We start from the raw sequence: 15596 nt of genomic DNA, 5'->3' as shown, positions 1-15596 counted from the left end.
AATGACAGTGCGCAGCCCTGCCCATCTTCTTTTGGTTGATGATGACCCTGGTTTACTAAAACTATTGGGAATGCGTTTGACCAGCGAAGGGTTTCGAGTCACGACCGCAGAGAGTGGCCATGAAGCGTTACGTATACTGGCAAAAGAAAAAGTAGAGCTAGTGATCAGTGATTTACGCATGGATGAAATGGATGGTATGGCACTGTTTGCGGAAATCCAAAAACAACATCCTGGTATGCCAGTGATTATTCTGACTGCGCATGGCTCTATTCCCGATGCTGTGGCTGCAACGCAACAAGGTGTATTTAGCTTCCTGACCAAACCTGTGGACCGCGATGCATTATATAAGGCTATTGGTGATGCATTAGCACTGTCGACACCAGCTATAGATGGGCAATGGAGTGAGCAAATTGTCACCCGTAGCCCCCTGATGCTGCGTTTATTAGAGCAAGCAAAGATGGTCGCTCAATCAGATGTCAGTGTGCTGATTAATGGACAGAGTGGAACCGGTAAAGAAGTGTTGGCTCAAGCTATTCATCGGGTCAGTCCCCGGGCGAAAAAACCTTTTATCGCGATTAACTGCGGAGCCTTACCTGAACAATTGCTCGAATCTGAACTATTCGGTCATGCCAAAGGTGCATTTACTGGGGCGGTCAGTAGCCGAGAAGGGCTATTTTTGGCGGCTCAGGGAGGAACATTGTTCCTTGATGAGATCGGTGATATGCCGTTAGCACTGCAAGTGAAGCTATTGAGAGTGTTGCAGGAGCGTAAGGTGCGCCCCTTGGGAAGCAACCGTGATATAGACATTAATGTCAGAATTATTTCTGCAACTCACTGCGATTTGCCAAAAGCAATGCAGCGTGGTCAGTTTCGTGAAGACCTCTATTACCGCTTGAATGTCGTTAACCTGAAAATTCCTGCCCTGAATGAGCGTGCGGAAGATATTCCTTTATTGGCAAATCATCTGTTGCGTGAATCTGCCAAGCGCCATAAACCTTTTGTTCGTAGTTTTTCCACCAATGCGATGAAATGCCTGATGGCAGCAAGCTGGCCGGGTAACGTTCGTCAATTGGTCAATGTCATCGAACAATGTGTGGCACTGACGACGGCTCCAGTCATTAGTGATGCCTTGGTTATGCAGGCGTTGGAAGGAGAAAATACGGCATTGCCGACATTTGTAGAAGCCCGTGGGCAATTTGAACTGAATTACCTACGTAAACTGCTGCAAATGACCAAAGGTAATGTGACGCATGCGGCCCGCATGGCAGGGCGTAACCGGACCGAGTTTTATAAACTACTGGCTCGTCATGAGCTGGATGCTAATGATTTTAAGGAATAACTTTCCTGCTACTTCAGAAATTCTTACACTGAATAGAAATTGGAGATACCCAATAGATTTCAAGTTGCAACTTGAAAGATGAAGGGAACATAAATGAATTGTCTTGCTAAAGCTTGTTTTGTTAAGGCTTGCCTTATTAAGGCTTGTCTTATTGAGATCCAGTAAGACGGAAAGATGAATTATGGCCCAGGAGAGCCGCATTTTATGAGTCGTACTCTTAATATCGGTCTTGCCCAGTTAAATTGGCTGGTGGGAGACATCGAAGGAAACTGTGAAAGGATATTGCAGACAGTAAAAGAACAGCAAGAAAAAGGTGCTGATCTAGTGATGTTTTCTGAATTGGCACTGTCTGGTTATTTTCCCGAAGATCTCTTGTTCCGTTCTGACTTACAGCTACGTTGCCGTGAACAGTTAGTACGTTTGCAAGAGGCCAGTTCTCAGATCGGCATTCTGGTAGGACATCCGTGGCAACAGGACGGTAAGCTCTACAATGCACTTTCCTTGTTTTGGCAAGGTGAAGTTGTTGCCCGCTATTTCAAACAATTATTGCCTAATTATGGCGTCTTTGATGAAAAGCGTTATTTCAAGGCAGGCGACCAAAGCTGCGTTATACCATTTAAGGGGTATAATCTCGGTTTATTAATATGTGAAGACTTGTGGTTTGATGCGCCCATTGACACTCTGAAACAGGCCGGAGCCGAAATTATTCTGTCGATTAACGCTTCTCCTTATAACCATGAAAAACCAAATATTCGCAGTGCATTAATTAAATCCCATTGTCAGCGTACCCAACTGCCCATCATCTATCTCAATCAGGTTGGCGGGCAAGATCAGCTTATATTCGATGGTTGTTCAAAAGTATTTGCTGCAAATGGTGAAATTACTCATCGCATGGCTGCTTTTGAGGAACAAATTGAGCAGTGCCGTTTCAATGATATGAATATTGAGTTGATGGCGGAGCCTATTCCTCAATTGTCGCCGTTGGCGCAAATCTACAAGGCACTGGTGCTTTCAGTTCGTGATTATGTACAGAAAAATGGCTTTAAAGGCATATTACTTGGCTTATCTGGCGGTATTGATTCAGGTTTGACACTGGCGATTGCGGTGGACGCGTTGGGTAAAGACCATGTACAGGCGATCATGATGCCATTCCGTTATACTTCCGAAATGAGTATCCACGATGCCAGAGAACAGGCGGAATTGCTGGGTGTTGAATTTGATGTGGTATCCATTGAACCGATGTTTGATGCGTTTATGACACAACTTGAACCGATGTTCGCAGGAACAGAAAAAGATACGACAGAAGAGAATTTACAGGCACGTTGCCGTGCGGTCATTTTGATGGCGATGTCCAACAAGCGCCGCCGCTTAGTGTTGACGACCAGCAATAAGAGTGAATCAGCCGTAGGATACTCGACGTTGTATGGCGATATGGCGGGGGGCTTTAATGCTTTGAAAGATGTCCCTAAAACTATGGTATTTGCATTGTCTAAATACCGTAATACAGTATCCCTTGCTATTCCTCAGCGTGTGATTGATCGTCCGCCGTCTGCTGAATTGGCTCCGGATCAACTGGATCAGGACAGCTTACCTCCGTATGACATGCTGGATGCTATTCTTGAGGGATATGTTGAAAAAGACAAATCAGTGGCTGACTTGGTTGCTGAAGGTTTTGACGAAGCCATTGTTCGCAAGGTGATCCGGTTGGTTGATGTCAATGAATATAAACGCCGTCAGGCACCTATCGGCCCACGTATTACGCAGCGTGATTTTGGTAAAGACCGGCGCTACCCGATTACTTCCGGGTTCGGGCGTAAAAACTGGTAATAACAGGAAAACTTCATGAAAAAGATTGATGCAATTATCAAACCTTTTAAGCTGGATGATGTGCGTGAAGCTCTGGCTGAAGTGGGTATCACTGGTATGACAGTGACTGAAGTGAAAGGGTTTGGTCGTCAGAAAGGGCATACGGAGCTGTATCGCGGTGCAGAATATATGGTCGATTTTCTGCCGAAGGTAAAAATAGAGATTGTCGTACCAGATGATATTGCTGATACCTGCGTCGAGACGATCATGCAGATTGCCCAAACCGGCAAAATCGGTGATGGTAAAATTTTTGTTTTTGATGTTGACCGTGTTGTACGTATCCGTACTGGTGAGCAGGACGAAGAAGCTATTTAGTCAAAACGTCGATCCCCTTCATTTTTCTGATAACAGAAATATGAGTAGCCAGACCACCCTTGCATGGTTATGAAATGCAAGGGTGGTCTGGCTTTGTTACTGTTATCAATTAAGTTTTTTATCAGGCGCTATACAACTGACACTGTTAAATCACTTTATGTGGGCCAAAACATTCATAATGGATGTGCTGTTCATCAACTCCCATCTCCAGAAGCTGTTTGGCAATATATTGCATGAAAGCCACAGGTCCGCAGAAATAGAATTGCATCCCTTCAATCATTATCGAATCTTTTACGAGAGAGAGATCCATAAGTCCGGAGTGTTGGTAATGTGTACCTTTTTGGTCTACATCTCTTGGCTCGCGATACCAAACCTGTGAATACAAATTAGGCATGGAGCGGGATACTTCATTGACTTTGTCTGCGAAGGCATGATAACTGCCATGTTCTGCAGCGTGGAACCAATTCACCGGGCTGGTATGATGCTGACTATGCAGATGTTGAAGCATACTCATCATCGGGGTCAAACCAACGCCAGCAGAGATCAGCGTAACGGGCGTATCATTCAAGGTATCGAGGAAAAAATCACCGCGTGGCGCTGCCAGCATGACGATATCTCCTTCTTGCACGTTATCGTGCATGTGGTTTGAAACTTTACCCAGATACTCACGTTTAATGGCAATTTGGTAACTGGTGCCATTTGGGGCTGCGGTCAGTGAATATTGACGAATTTCGCGGTTTTCAAATGCCGGATCATCCAAATAAATTCCTAAATATTGCCCCGGTTTATAGTCCATTATCTTGCCACCATCTACGGGAACAAATTCAAAGCTGGTAATTACATCACTTTGTTGCTGCTTCCGATTGACCCGGAACTGGCGTAGCCCACGCCAACCGCCTTCTAGAAATTCACCATTTTGATATATTTCTTCTTCCCGATTGATAAAGACATCGGCCAGCACATTGTAAGCTTTCCCCCAAGCGCTGAGAACTTCATCACCAGGATGAAACATTTCATCAATCGTTGCCAGTAAGTGCGTGCCCACAATTTGGTAATGTTCGGGTTGAATGTTGAGGCTAGTGTGTTTATGAGCAATTTTTTCTACAGCCGGTAATAAGGCAGATAGATTATCGATATTGGCAGCATAAGCGCAAAGAGCATTGAAAAGCGCTTCACGCTGATCACCATTGATTTGATTACTCATATTAAAAATATCTTTTAATTCAGGGTTATGCTTAAACATTCGCTCGTAAAAATGCGCAGTTAATTTTGGACCTGTAGAGACAATGAGTGGAATGGTGGATTTTATGGTTGTAATAACCTGATTATCTAGCATGAATAACTCCTGAATTTCTCAAATGATGCCGAACTTTATAAGTTGCATTTTAAATGCATCTTATTGTGTTTGGGAATACATTAAATTGAGAAAAGAGAATGATCTTGATTTAAATCAAAGAATCAGAATTTATAGTTAGGCAGATCTCGACTAAGATCACAAATATCATTAATAAATCTAAAATCGCTAACACTACAATCAATTACTCAGCTTCCATTGCGCAGTTAATGCGAGAGCAATCGTTTGCGTAAAATGGCTTGTCAAGACTATCTCATTTGATAAAAAGAGTTTACACTGTGTGGCATTCTGGCCCTCATGGGTATTTTTTAGAGACGTAGCTGAGTCAGGAGAACCAAATGTTAAAGCGTGAAATGAATATTGCGAATTACGATCCCGAACTGTGGCAAGCGATGGAACAAGAAGTCTGTCGTCAGGAAGAACACATTGAATTGATTGCTTCTGAAAACTACACCAGCCCAAGAGTTATGCAGGCTCAAGGGTCTCAGCTCACTAATAAGTATGCGGAAGGCTATCCGGGTAAACGCTACTACGGCGGTTGTGAATACGTCGATGTGGTTGAACAACTCGCGATTGACCGTGCGAAAGAGCTGTTTGGTGCAGATTATGCTAACGTCCAGCCACATTCTGGTTCTCAGGCAAATGCTGCGGTGTACATGACTCTGCTGAACCCCGGCGATACTGTTTTAGGGATGAATCTAGCTCACGGGGGCCATCTGACTCACGGCTCTCCAGTGAATTTCTCCGGTAAACTTTATAACATCGTGCCTTATGGCATTGATGAAAGCGGTAAAATTGATTACGACGATATCCGTTCCCAGGCACAAAAACATAAGCCAAAAATGATTATCGGTGGTTTCTCTGCCTATTCGGGTGTTGTTGATTGGGCAAGGATGCGTGAGATTGCCGATGAAATCGGTGCTTACCTGTTTGTTGATATGGCTCACGTCGCTGGTTTGATTGCTGCGGGCGTTTATCCAAATCCAGTTCCTCACGCACACGTTGTTACAACAACGACTCACAAAACACTGGCGGGGCCACGCGGTGGCTTGATTCTGGCGAAAGGCGGCGATGAAGAACTGTATAAGAAACTGAATTCTTCTGTTTTCCCTGGCAGTCAGGGTGGCCCATTGATGCATGTGATTGCGGGTAAGGCTGTTGCTCTGAAAGAAGCGATGGAGCCTGAATTTAAAATCTATCAGCAGCAAGTCGCTCAGAATGCAAAAGTGATGGTAGATGTGTTCCTGCAACGCGGTTATAAAGTTGTTTCCGGGGAAACTGAAAACCATCTGTTTTTGTTGGATCTGGTGGATAAAGACATTACGGGTAAAGAAGCTGATGCTGCATTAGGGCGTGCCAATATTACCGTTAACAAAAATAGCGTACCTAACGATCCTCGTAGCCCATTTGTTACTTCTGGCATCCGTATCGGAACACCAGCTATTACGCGTCGTGGTTTTCAAGATGCAGAAACCCGTGAACTGGCTGGCTGGATTTGTGATGTGTTAGATAACATCAATGATGAAGCGACGATTGAAAGCGTTAAACAGAAAGTATTGGCGATCTGTGCAAGATATCCGGTTTACGCATAAATTATAACAAAATATCGATTAGAACTATCGAGATCAGTATCATCAAATAGTTCTGTCGATAATATTAAAGCCCGACTCATAACGTTAGTTTTGAGCGGGTTTTTTTGCATTTGAAAAAATGGGGGCATTTGGATGGTTGTTCCATCAACATTTTGGTTAGGATTAGGTTATTTCACATATTTTTTCTCTTTTGGCATATTTTTACCTTTTTGGTCTGTTTGGTTGAAAGGTGAAGGCATCGAACCTTCAATGATAGGAATATTGCTTGGAGCAGGATTAGTTTCCCGTTTTATCGGCAGTTTAATTATCTCTCCTACGGTAAAAGATCCTTCAAAATTAATTAAAGCGTTGCGGCTTCTTTCCCTGTTGACATTGATTTTTGCTATCAGTTTTGTATTTGGTAGCCATTGGGCATGGCTTTTCTTAGTCATGATAGGTTTCAATTTATTTTTTTCACCATTGGTACCTTTATCCGATGCACTGGCTGGAACATGGCAAAAACAATTTACGTTTGATTATGGCAAAGTCAGGGTTTGGGGATCGATTGCTTTTATTATTAGTTCTTCGCTAACGGGCATATTAATGTCTGCCGATGGAATAAGCTTCTCAATCAGCAGTCTCAATTTTGGATGGAATTTGTCATTTGACAGTCTGAATAGTTGGATTGGCAGTGATTTATTTGGAACACACCATATCATTCTCGTCTTTTTGATTTTTAGCATTACGGTCATGTTACTGGGAATGATGTTGAAACCCTCGATTATGCCAGTAGGTAAAATCAAAGTTGCAAATACTAATACGATCTCTTTTAAAGAACTTTTGTCTGAAAAGCCTGTATGGCAATTTTTAGTGTGTGTAACGCTATTACAGGCAGCACATGCTGGTTATTACAGCTTCGGTTCTATTTATTGGGAGAATGCGGGTTATTCTTCATCAACCATTGGTTATCTTTGGTCATTAGGTGTTGTGGCAGAAGTTGTTGTCTTTACTTTCAGTAACCAACTGTTTCGTCGTTGGAGCGCGCGTAATCTGTTATTGTTGTCGGGTATTTGTGGTGTCATTCGCTGGGGGTTAATGGGAACCTCTACTGAATTAGCAGCGCTAATTCTTATTCAAATTTTGCATTGCGGTACCTTTACCGTTTGTCATTTGGCAGCGATGCGTTTTATTGGTGCCAGAAAAGAAAATGAAATCATCCGATTGCAGGCGACTTATTCTGCTTTGGCGATGGGAGGCGGTATAGCAGTCATGAGCATAATTGCTGGTTTCATGTATGAAAGTATGGGGAACGGCATCTTTTGGATTATGGCATTGGTTGCATTACCTGCACTATTTCTGCGGCCGAAAGTGGAAGCTCATGTTCACTGATTAAAAATCATGGCAATAAAAAAGGGCACCCAGGAGGTGCCCTGAAACATTTTTGCTTAAAAAAGCATTCTTGCTCAAAAAACATTGCTCAAATTATTTTTATTTAAAGATTAACGTTTCAGTGCTTCAGTTAATTCTTCACGTATTTCTGACAGAATGTCTTTAACGATACGTGGGTTACCCGCTACGATATTTCCAGAGTTGATATAGTTATGACCACCAACAAAATCGGTGACGATGTTGCCTGATTCACGCACCAGCAATTCACCGCCCATGAAATCCCATGGTTTCAGGCCAATCTCGAAGTAACCATCTACACGCCCAGCAGCAACATAAGCCAAATCCAGTGCAGCAGATCCTGTGCGACGGAAGTCTGCACAGCGATCAAATAATTTACCCAGTACATTCATGTAAGGAGTTGTGTGCTGCTTGGCTTTGAATGGGAAGCCTGTTGCAAGGACAGTACCATCCAGACCACGGGCATTGGCACCACGCAGACGATAGCCGTTCAATTGAGCACCTTGACCACGAACCGTAGTAAACAGCTCATTGCGCATTGGATCATAAACCACGGCAACTTCAGTACGGCCTTTAATGCGCACAGCAATGGAAACTGCAAAATGGGGGAGACGTTTAATAAAGTTGGTGGTGCCATCCAGTGGATCGATAACCCATTGGAAATCGTCTTCTTCACCTAAGTGCTCACCACTTTCTTCAGTGATCAGTGTATGCTTAGGATAAGATTTGCGGATAATGTCAATGATCAGCTTTTCTGCTTCACGATCAACATTGGTGACGAAATCGTTACTGCCTTTTTGGCTCGCTTCAATAGCATCAGGAGTTTCGTAACTTTTGGCAATATAATTGCCGGCTTTACGCGCTGCGCGTATAGCGATGTTTAGCATCGGATGCATGGGGTATCTTCCACCAGGATTTTAAAGAACGGGAAACAAATCGGCGCGCAGTATAGCAGTAGTTCGTCAAAATGACTAATGCTGTGTTAAGATATTCGATTCTTATACTGAACTTAAAAGCCGTCATGTTAGAGAATATTCGCATTATTCTGGTAGAAACCTCCCACACGGGTAACATGGGGTCAACCGCCAGAGCCATGAAAACCATGGGATTGACCAACCTATATCTGGTGAATCCGCTCGTTCAGCCTGACTCTCATTCTATCGCACTCTCAGCCGGTGCAAGTGACGTTATTGGCAATGCAACCATTGTAGATACGTTGGATGAAGCGTTGGCAGGTTGTGAATTGGTTATAGGAACCAGCGCACGCTCCCGAACCCTCTCTTGGCCAATGGTTGCCCCTCGTGAATGTGGGGAGCTTTGTGTCAAAACAGCCAGCCACTCTCCGGTTGCAATTGTGTTTGGCCGTGAACGTGTTGGTCTGACTAACGAAGAACTGCAAAGATGTAACTATCACCTTTATATTCCAACTAATCCGGAATACGGTTCATTGAACTTAGCGATGGCTGTTCAATTGGTTAGTTATGAAATTCGCATGGCACACCTTGCGGCTGAGGAACAACCAGAACAAGCAGCTTCTCCAGATCATGAGGCAGAGTATCCTGCTATCGAAGATATGGAGCGTTTTTATCAGCATTTTGAGCAGATACTGAACGAATCTGGCTTCATCCGCAAAGCGCATCCAGGTCAGATAATGAACAAATTAAGACGTCTTTATACCCGCGCTCGACCAGAGACTCAAGAGTTGAATATTCTGCGTGGTATACTGACTTCCATGGATAAATGGGCCAAAAAATAATCGTTTCTTTGCAAAAAACCGCCGTAAAAACGTAGGTAAACGGGTGAAAAAAGGCGTAGGGCAGCCAAATAATAGTTGAGTAAATTACTAGGTTAAATAGTTGACTAAAATAGTCAGGAATGTCACAATTTGACCCATATTTCACCATGGAGTTTTTGTTATGAGACTGACATCAAAAGGACGTTATGCGGTAACTGCCATGCTAGATGTGGCGTTGCATTCACAAGAAGGGCCGGTGCCATTAGCCGACATTTCTGAACGTCAGGGAATTTCCCTTTCCTATCTTGAGCAGTTGTTTTCCCGCCTGCGTAAAAATGGTCTGGTTTCTAGCGTCCGTGGTCCAGGTGGCGGTTATTTGCTGGGCAGAAATGCTGGTAAGATTTTCGTTGCCGAAGTGATTTCAGCTGTTGATGAATCCGTTGATGCAACTCGCTGTCAGGGCAGAGAAGGCTGCCAGGGCGGTGATCGCTGTTTGACTCATGCATTATGGCGTGATCTCAGTGATCGTATCACGGGTTTCCTAAGCAGCATCAGTTTAGAAGAATTAGTGAACAACCAAGAAGTGTTAGACGTTGCTGATCGTCAAGACAGCGATAAGCGCCGTACACCTAACGGCAGGCCTCAAGAGACGATTAACGTTAATCTGCGTGCGTAATTGTGGCAAACAGAAGTATTAAAAGTGTCTTACGGAGCATGTGAGCAATGAAATTACCCATTTATTTGGATTATTCAGCAACAACACCAGTCGATCCACGTGTTGCTGAAAAAATGATGAACTATCTAACTATTGACGGGATCTTTGGTAATCCGGCTTCCCGTTCACATCGTTTTGGCTGGCAGGCAGAAGAAGCCGTTGATATTGCGCGTAATCAAATTGCTGATCTGATCGGCGCTGACCCGCGTGAAATCGTGTTTACTTCTGGTGCAACAGAATCAGATAACCTTGCAATTAAAGGTGCTGCAAAATTTTATCAGAAAAAAGGCAAGCACGTTATTACCTGCAAAACTGAACACAAAGCGGTTTTAGATACTTGTCGTCAGTTGGAGCGCGAAGGTTTTGAGATCACATATCTTGCACCAATGAGTAATGGCATGATTGATCTGAAAGAGCTGGAAGCCAGCATGCGTGATGACACTATTCTGGTTTCCATCATGCATGTCAATAACGAAATTGGCATTGTTCAGGATATCATGACCATCGGTGAAATGTGTCGCAGCCGCGGTATCATTTTCCATGTTGATGCGACTCAAAGTGTCGGTAAATTGCCTATTGACCTCAGCAAACTGAAAGTTGATCTGATGTCGTTTTCTGCGCATAAGATTTATGGGCCAATGGGTATTGGTGGTCTATATGTTCGTCGTAAACCCCGCGTTCGCATTGAAGCACAGCAACACGGTGGCGGTCATGAGCGCGGTATGCGTTCAGGTACATTACCTGTTCACCAGATCGTTGGCATGGGCGAAGCCTATCGTATTGCGAAAGAAGAACTGGAATCAGAGGCAGAACGTCTGCGTGGCTTGCGTCTGCGTTTGTGGAACGGTATCAAAGATATCGAAGAAGTTTATCTAAACGGTGATTTAGAATTAGGCGCTCCGCACATTCTAAATGTCAGCTTCAACTATGTTGAAGGTGAGTCCTTGATGATGTCACTGAAAGATTTGGCGGTTTCTTCTGGCTCGGCATGTACTTCAGCGAGTTTGGAGCCTTCTTATGTCCTGCGTGCATTGGGCATGAATGATGAACTGGCACACAGTTCTATTCGTTTCTCTTTGGGGCGTTTTACCACAGAAGAAGAAATAGACTATGCAATCAAGTTGATTCACAACGCGATTGGTCACCTGCGCGATCTTTCTCCATTGTGGGAAATGTTCAAACAGGGTGTGGATATTAGCACCATCGAATGGTCTCATCATTAATCAGACGGTTTCAGGAGTAACGATATGGCTTACAGCGACAAAGTAATTGATCACTACGAAAACCCACGTAATGTTGGTTCATTCGACAGTGAAGATCCTTCAGTTGGTAGTGGCATGGTAGGTGCACCTGCTTGTGGTGACGTCATGCGGCTGCAAATCAAGGTCAACGATTCAGGTATCATTGAAGACGCACGTTTCAAAACCTATGGCTGCGGCTCTGCGATTGCATCCAGCTCTCTGGTAACAGAATGGATGAAAGGAAAATCGCTGGAACAGGCAGAAGCGATCAAAAACACACAGATCGCTGATGAATTGGAATTGCCACCAGTGAAAATTCACTGCTCTATTTTGGCAGAAGATGCGATTAAAGCTGCCATTGCAGATTATAAGAGCAAGCGTCAAGCCAAGTAATGCGTTTAGCGAAAAGCAAATAACTCTGGTGGATATTGGTTCAATATCCACCTTTACTAGTTTTAAAAGTGAGGTGTTGTATGTCAATTTCCCTGACAGAAAGTGCAGCCCAGCGTATTTTGGCCTTTCTTGACAATCGCGGAAAAGGTGTCGGGTTGCGTTTGGGAGTGAGAACATCCGGCTGCTCTGGTATGGCATATGTGTTTGAATTTGCTGATACAGTTAATGAAGAAGATCAGGTTTTTGAAGATAAGGGCGTGAAAGTTATCATTGACGGTAAAAGCATCCTTTACCTTGATGGCACTGAGCTGGATTTTGTCAAAGAGGGCCTGAATGAAGGCTTTAAATTCAACAACCCCAACGTTTCCAGCGAATGTGGTTGTGGGGAAAGTTTTCACGTTTAACCTCGTTTAATACCACACTTTGCGAAACTATCTGTATTTGCAAAACAAGAGTAATTTATGGACTATTTCACCTTATTCGGGTTGCCTACCTGCTATGCGATTGACCGTGAACAGTTGGCGACCCGTTATCAGGAATTGCAGCGTCAGTTTCACCCTGATCGTTTTGCCAACCAACCAGAACGTGAAAAAACGCTGGCACTTCAACAAGCAGCTACCATCAATGATGGTTATCAGACGCTGAAACATCCCCTGAAACGTGCAGAATATATGCTATCTCAGCAAGGGTTCGATCTATCCAATGAACAGCATACGATGCAGGATATGGCTTTCCTCATGCAGCAGCTAGAGTTGCGCGAAGAGCTTGATGCCATTGAGCATAGTGCAGAGCCTGAAACAGAACTTGCTGGTTTTTCATCTCGCTTGAATAAAATGATTAAAACTCGCAGTGAGCAGATGGAACAGCAGCTTGATGCTTCTGAATGGACAATTGCAGCCGATACAGTCCGTAAATTACGCTTTTTAGATAAATTGCAACAGCAAGTTGAACAACTGGAAGAACGGCTGCTGGATGATTTTTAGCTGAACAGCATTTATTTGAATAGCTTTAGCTGAATGGATTTCGGTTGAATACATTTCAGTTGAATAAATGTCGGCTGATATAGATTTATAGGGGCACACATGGCTTTATTACAAATCAGCGAACCTGGTTTATCTGCCGCACCGCACCAGCGTCGCCTGGCTGTGGGAATTGATCTTGGTACCACTCACTCTCTGGTTGCGACTGTCCGAAGTGGTCAGGCGGAAACGCTGGCTGACAGTGAAAACCGTCACTTGCTTCCTTCTGTTGTGCAATATCGCAAAGAGAACATTCAGGTTGGCTGGCTGGCGCGCCAGCAGGCGGCATCTGATCCTGTCAATACAGTTAGTTCTGTCAAACGCATGATGGGGCGCTCTCTGTCTGATATTCAGCAGCGTTATCCTAACCTTCCATACCAGTTGCAAGCGAGTGAAAATGGTTTGCCGCTGATCAATACCGTAGCAGGCTTGGTCGATCCTATTCAGGTTTCTTCTGAAATATTGAAATCGTTGGCTCAACGGGCAGAAGAAACTTTGGATGGCAAACTTGATGGTGTCGTGATTACGGTTCCAGCTTATTTTGATGACGCACAGCGTCAGGGCACCAAGGATGCCGCACGTTTAGCGGGTCTGCATGTTCTTCGGCTTTTAAACGAGCCGACCGCCGCTGCTATCGCTTATGGTCTTGATTCTGGTCAGGAAGGTGTGATCGCTGTTTACGATCTGGGTGGTGGAACGTTCGACGTTTCCATTCTTCGTCTCAGCCGGGGGGTGTTTGAAGTACTGGCGACGGGAGGCGATACCGCGCTAGGTGGTGATGATTTTGACTTGCTGCTGGTCAATTGGATTCGTGAACAAGCTGGGATCAGCAATAACACAGATCATGGATTACAGCGTCAACTGCTGGATATCGCAACTCAAGCCAAAATCACTTTGAGTGAGGCAGAGAGCACAGAAATCAGTATTGCTGACTGGCAAGGCCGCATTACCCGCACTGAATTCAACGAACTGATTGCTTCTCTCGTCAAACGCACATTAATCTCCTGCCGCCGGGCATTGAAAGATGCTAGCGTGACAACTGATGAAGTTTTGCAAGTGGTCATGGTTGGTGGTTCAACGCGAGTGCCTCTGGTGCGCAGCATGGTGGGAGAATTCTTTGACCGTGAGCCATTGACTTCTATCGATCCAGACAAAGTCGTAGCTGTTGGTGCTGCAATTCAGGCTGATATTCTGGTAGGCAACAAGCCTGACAGTGAAATGCTGTTACTGGATGTTATCCCGCTTTCACTCGGTTTGGAAACAATGGGTGGTTTGGTGGAAAAAGTCATTCCACGTAATACCACGATTCCTATTGCACGAGCGCAAGAGTTTACTACTTTCAAAGATGGCCAAAGTGCGATGAGCATCCATGTGGTGCAAGGTGAGCGAGAATTAGTCAGTGACGGCCGTTCATTGGCGCGCTTTACATTGCGTGGTATTCCGCCACTGCCGGCTGGCGGCGCACACATTCGCGTGACCTTTCAGGTCGATGCGGATGGTTTACTGAGCGTCAGTGCATTGGAAAAATCCACGGGTGTTGAAGCTTCCATTCAGGTGAAACCTTCCTATGGTTTATCGGATGAAGAAATTGCTCGTATGCTCAAAGATTCAATGAGTAATGCACAAGAAGACATTCAGGCGCGTAAGTTGGCAGAACAAAAGGTTGAGGCAGCTCGAGTTTTGGAAAGCTTAACTGGCGCGTTGGAAAAAGATTCTGACTTATTAAGTCAGGAAGAGCAGGCCGCCATTGATGCTGCCGCGCAAGTATTAATTGAAAGTGCTCAGGGAACATCTCCTGATGCGATTGAAAGTGCAATTAAACAATTGGACAAACAAACGCAGGAATTTGCAGCGCGCCGTATGGACACATCAATCCGCCGGGCTTTGGCGGGTCATTCTGTGGATGAAATTTAATTATGCCTAAAATTGTATTTTTACCTCATAACGAACTTTGCCCTGAGGGTGCAGTACTGGACGCGAAGGAAGGCGAATCAATTCTAGACGTTGCACTACGTAATGGTATAGAAATTGAACATGCTTGTGAAAAATCCTGTGCGTGTACCACTTGTCACTGTATCGTCAGAGAAGGTTTTGACTCGTTAGGGGAAAGCACTGAACTGGAAGATGACATGTTGGATAAAGCATGGGGATTGGAGCCTGAAAGCCGGTTGAGTTGTCAGGCTAAAGTAGCTGATGAGGATTTAATCATTGAAATCCCGAAATACACCATCAACCATGCGCGTGAACACTAATTTATTGACACGACGAATAGATATAGGCACGACGAATAGCTATTGACACGAATGGCTATGAGCACAAATAGGAGAATGAAAAAATGAAATGGTCTGACAGTCGTGATATTGGTGAAGCACTGTATGACAATTTTCCGGATTTAGATCCTAAAACAGTGCGTTTCACCGATATGCATGAATGGATTTGTCAACTGAATGGCTTTGATGATGATCCTCAAAAATCCAATGAAAAAATCTTGGAAGCTATTTTGCTCGTGTGGCTGGATGAATATGAGTAGCATGAAATTTGCGCAAAGCAAAAAGTGCACAAACTCACCTATTCTTGCCTAATAACTTGGCATAGTTGGCATTTAATGGAAAACTGGCAATCGCCAGTTTTTTTACATTAA

Annotated in this window: 16 protein-coding genes; 14 read left to right on the top strand and 2 right to left on the bottom strand. The window is 44.2% G+C overall.

Annotation, left to right across the window (positions count from 1 at the left end):
• The first annotated feature begins 1 nt into the window (after position 1).
• The 3 genes from glrR to glnB all read left to right on the top strand — a co-directional run bounded on the left by glrR (position 2) and on the right by glnB (position 3520).
• Positions 2–1339 carry a two-component system response regulator GlrR gene (gene glrR, locus Xhom_RS14515; protein ID WP_069315060.1) on the top strand — a complete coding sequence of 446 codons (1338 nt, stop codon included), beginning with the start codon at positions 2–4 and terminating at the stop codon, positions 1337–1339.
• 204 nt (positions 1340–1543) lie between these two features.
• The gene (locus Xhom_RS14510; RefSeq protein ID WP_069315061.1) at positions 1544–3166 is read left to right on the top strand and encodes an NAD+ synthase; all 1623 of its coding nucleotides are present in this window, start codon (positions 1544–1546) and stop codon (positions 3164–3166) included.
• A gap of 15 nt (positions 3167–3181) precedes the next feature.
• Positions 3182–3520: a nitrogen regulatory protein P-II gene (gene glnB / locus Xhom_RS14505; protein WP_069315062.1), complete on the top strand. Its 339-nt coding sequence runs from the start codon at positions 3182–3184 to the stop codon at positions 3518–3520.
• A gap of 145 nt (positions 3521–3665) precedes the next feature.
• Here glnB and hmpA read toward each other — a convergent pair whose 3' ends face one another.
• Positions 3666–4856 carry an NO-inducible flavohemoprotein gene (gene hmpA / locus Xhom_RS14500; RefSeq protein ID WP_069315063.1) on the bottom strand — a complete coding sequence of 397 codons (1191 nt, stop codon included), beginning with the start codon at positions 4854–4856 and terminating at the stop codon, positions 3666–3668.
• A gap of 356 nt (positions 4857–5212) precedes the next feature.
• On the opposite strand from hmpA, the gene glyA reads away from it, so the two are divergent.
• The gene (gene glyA, locus Xhom_RS14495; RefSeq protein ID WP_069315064.1) at positions 5213–6466 is read left to right on the top strand and encodes a serine hydroxymethyltransferase; all 1254 of its coding nucleotides are present in this window, start codon (positions 5213–5215) and stop codon (positions 6464–6466) included.
• A 132-nt stretch (positions 6467–6598) separates the two neighbouring features.
• Entirely contained in the window at positions 6599–7834 is a 1236-nt protein-coding gene (locus Xhom_RS14490; RefSeq protein WP_069315065.1) for a 3-phenylpropionate MFS transporter, read from the top strand.
• A 110-nt stretch (positions 7835–7944) separates the two neighbouring features.
• Here Xhom_RS14490 and suhB read toward each other — a convergent pair whose 3' ends face one another.
• Complete coding sequence (suhB, locus tag Xhom_RS14485) at positions 7945–8748, bottom strand: inositol-1-monophosphatase (RefSeq protein ID WP_069315066.1); 804 nt, start codon at positions 8746–8748, stop codon at positions 7945–7947.
• A gap of 125 nt (positions 8749–8873) precedes the next feature.
• Between suhB and trmJ the strand changes: the two genes are divergently transcribed.
• The 9 genes from trmJ (at position 8874) to iscX (ending at position 15485) form a co-directional block, all read left to right on the top strand.
• Positions 8874–9608, top strand: a complete 735-nt coding sequence (gene trmJ / locus Xhom_RS14480) for a tRNA (cytosine(32)/uridine(32)-2'-O)-methyltransferase TrmJ (RefSeq protein ID WP_069315067.1) — start codon at positions 8874–8876, stop codon at positions 9606–9608.
• 160 nt (positions 9609–9768) lie between these two features.
• Positions 9769–10263: a Fe-S cluster assembly transcriptional regulator IscR gene (gene iscR, locus Xhom_RS14475; protein WP_069315068.1), complete on the top strand. Its 495-nt coding sequence runs from the start codon at positions 9769–9771 to the stop codon at positions 10261–10263.
• A gap of 47 nt (positions 10264–10310) precedes the next feature.
• Positions 10311–11525 carry an IscS subfamily cysteine desulfurase gene (locus Xhom_RS14470; protein WP_069315069.1) on the top strand — a complete coding sequence of 405 codons (1215 nt, stop codon included), beginning with the start codon at positions 10311–10313 and terminating at the stop codon, positions 11523–11525.
• 24 nt (positions 11526–11549) lie between these two features.
• Positions 11550–11936, top strand: a complete 387-nt coding sequence (gene iscU, locus Xhom_RS14465; protein WP_069315070.1) for a Fe-S cluster assembly scaffold IscU — start codon at positions 11550–11552, stop codon at positions 11934–11936.
• A gap of 80 nt (positions 11937–12016) precedes the next feature.
• A complete protein-coding gene (gene iscA, locus Xhom_RS14460; protein ID WP_069315071.1) occupies positions 12017–12340 on the top strand; it encodes an iron-sulfur cluster assembly protein IscA in 324 nt (107 codons plus the stop codon).
• 57 nt (positions 12341–12397) lie between these two features.
• Positions 12398–12919, top strand: a complete 522-nt coding sequence (gene hscB, locus Xhom_RS14455) for a co-chaperone HscB (RefSeq protein ID WP_099139781.1) — start codon at positions 12398–12400, stop codon at positions 12917–12919.
• Between the two features lie 99 nt (positions 12920–13018).
• Positions 13019–14869, top strand: a complete 1851-nt coding sequence (gene hscA / locus Xhom_RS14450; RefSeq protein WP_069315072.1) for a Fe-S protein assembly chaperone HscA — start codon at positions 13019–13021, stop codon at positions 14867–14869.
• 2 nt (positions 14870–14871) lie between these two features.
• Positions 14872–15207 (top strand): ISC system 2Fe-2S type ferredoxin, encoded by a 336-nt coding sequence (fdx, locus tag Xhom_RS14445; RefSeq protein ID WP_069315073.1) that lies wholly within the window; start codon positions 14872–14874, stop codon positions 15205–15207.
• A gap of 83 nt (positions 15208–15290) precedes the next feature.
• Positions 15291–15485: a Fe-S cluster assembly protein IscX gene (iscX, locus tag Xhom_RS14440; RefSeq protein WP_069315074.1), complete on the top strand. Its 195-nt coding sequence runs from the start codon at positions 15291–15293 to the stop codon at positions 15483–15485.
• Positions 15486–15596 lie beyond the last annotated feature (111 nt).

It is taken from the genome of Xenorhabdus hominickii (assembly GCF_002632725.1).
Taxonomy (GTDB): domain Bacteria; phylum Pseudomonadota; class Gammaproteobacteria; order Enterobacterales; family Enterobacteriaceae; genus Xenorhabdus; species Xenorhabdus hominickii.
This window is presented reverse-complemented; position numbering and strand designations above follow the sequence as displayed.

Bases quoted from the DNA above. Each gene is read 5' to 3' on its own strand.
- glrR (WP_069315060.1), top strand. From the start codon at position 2: ATGACAGTGCGCAGCCCTGCCCATCTTCTTTTGGTTGATGATGACCCT.
- Xhom_RS14510 (WP_069315061.1), top strand. From the start codon at position 1,544: ATGAGTCGTACTCTTAATATCGGTCTTGCCCAGTTAAATTGGCTGGTG.
- glnB (WP_069315062.1), top strand. From the start codon at position 3,182: ATGAAAAAGATTGATGCAATTATCAAACCTTTTAAGCTGGATGATGTG.
- hmpA (WP_069315063.1), bottom strand. From the start codon at position 4,856: ATGCTAGATAATCAGGTTATTACAACCATAAAATCCACCATTCCACTC.
- glyA (WP_069315064.1), top strand. From the start codon at position 5,213: ATGTTAAAGCGTGAAATGAATATTGCGAATTACGATCCCGAACTGTGG.
- Xhom_RS14490 (WP_069315065.1), top strand. From the start codon at position 6,599: ATGGTTGTTCCATCAACATTTTGGTTAGGATTAGGTTATTTCACATAT.
- suhB (WP_069315066.1), bottom strand. From the start codon at position 8,748: ATGCATCCGATGCTAAACATCGCTATACGCGCAGCGCGTAAAGCCGGC.
- trmJ (WP_069315067.1), top strand. From the start codon at position 8,874: ATGTTAGAGAATATTCGCATTATTCTGGTAGAAACCTCCCACACGGGT.
- iscR (WP_069315068.1), top strand. From the start codon at position 9,769: ATGAGACTGACATCAAAAGGACGTTATGCGGTAACTGCCATGCTAGAT.
- Xhom_RS14470 (WP_069315069.1), top strand. From the start codon at position 10,311: ATGAAATTACCCATTTATTTGGATTATTCAGCAACAACACCAGTCGAT.
- iscU (WP_069315070.1), top strand. From the start codon at position 11,550: ATGGCTTACAGCGACAAAGTAATTGATCACTACGAAAACCCACGTAAT.
- iscA (WP_069315071.1), top strand. From the start codon at position 12,017: ATGTCAATTTCCCTGACAGAAAGTGCAGCCCAGCGTATTTTGGCCTTT.
- hscB (WP_099139781.1), top strand. From the start codon at position 12,398: ATGGACTATTTCACCTTATTCGGGTTGCCTACCTGCTATGCGATTGAC.
- hscA (WP_069315072.1), top strand. From the start codon at position 13,019: ATGGCTTTATTACAAATCAGCGAACCTGGTTTATCTGCCGCACCGCAC.
- fdx (WP_069315073.1), top strand. From the start codon at position 14,872: ATGCCTAAAATTGTATTTTTACCTCATAACGAACTTTGCCCTGAGGGT.
- iscX (WP_069315074.1), top strand. From the start codon at position 15,291: ATGAAATGGTCTGACAGTCGTGATATTGGTGAAGCACTGTATGACAAT.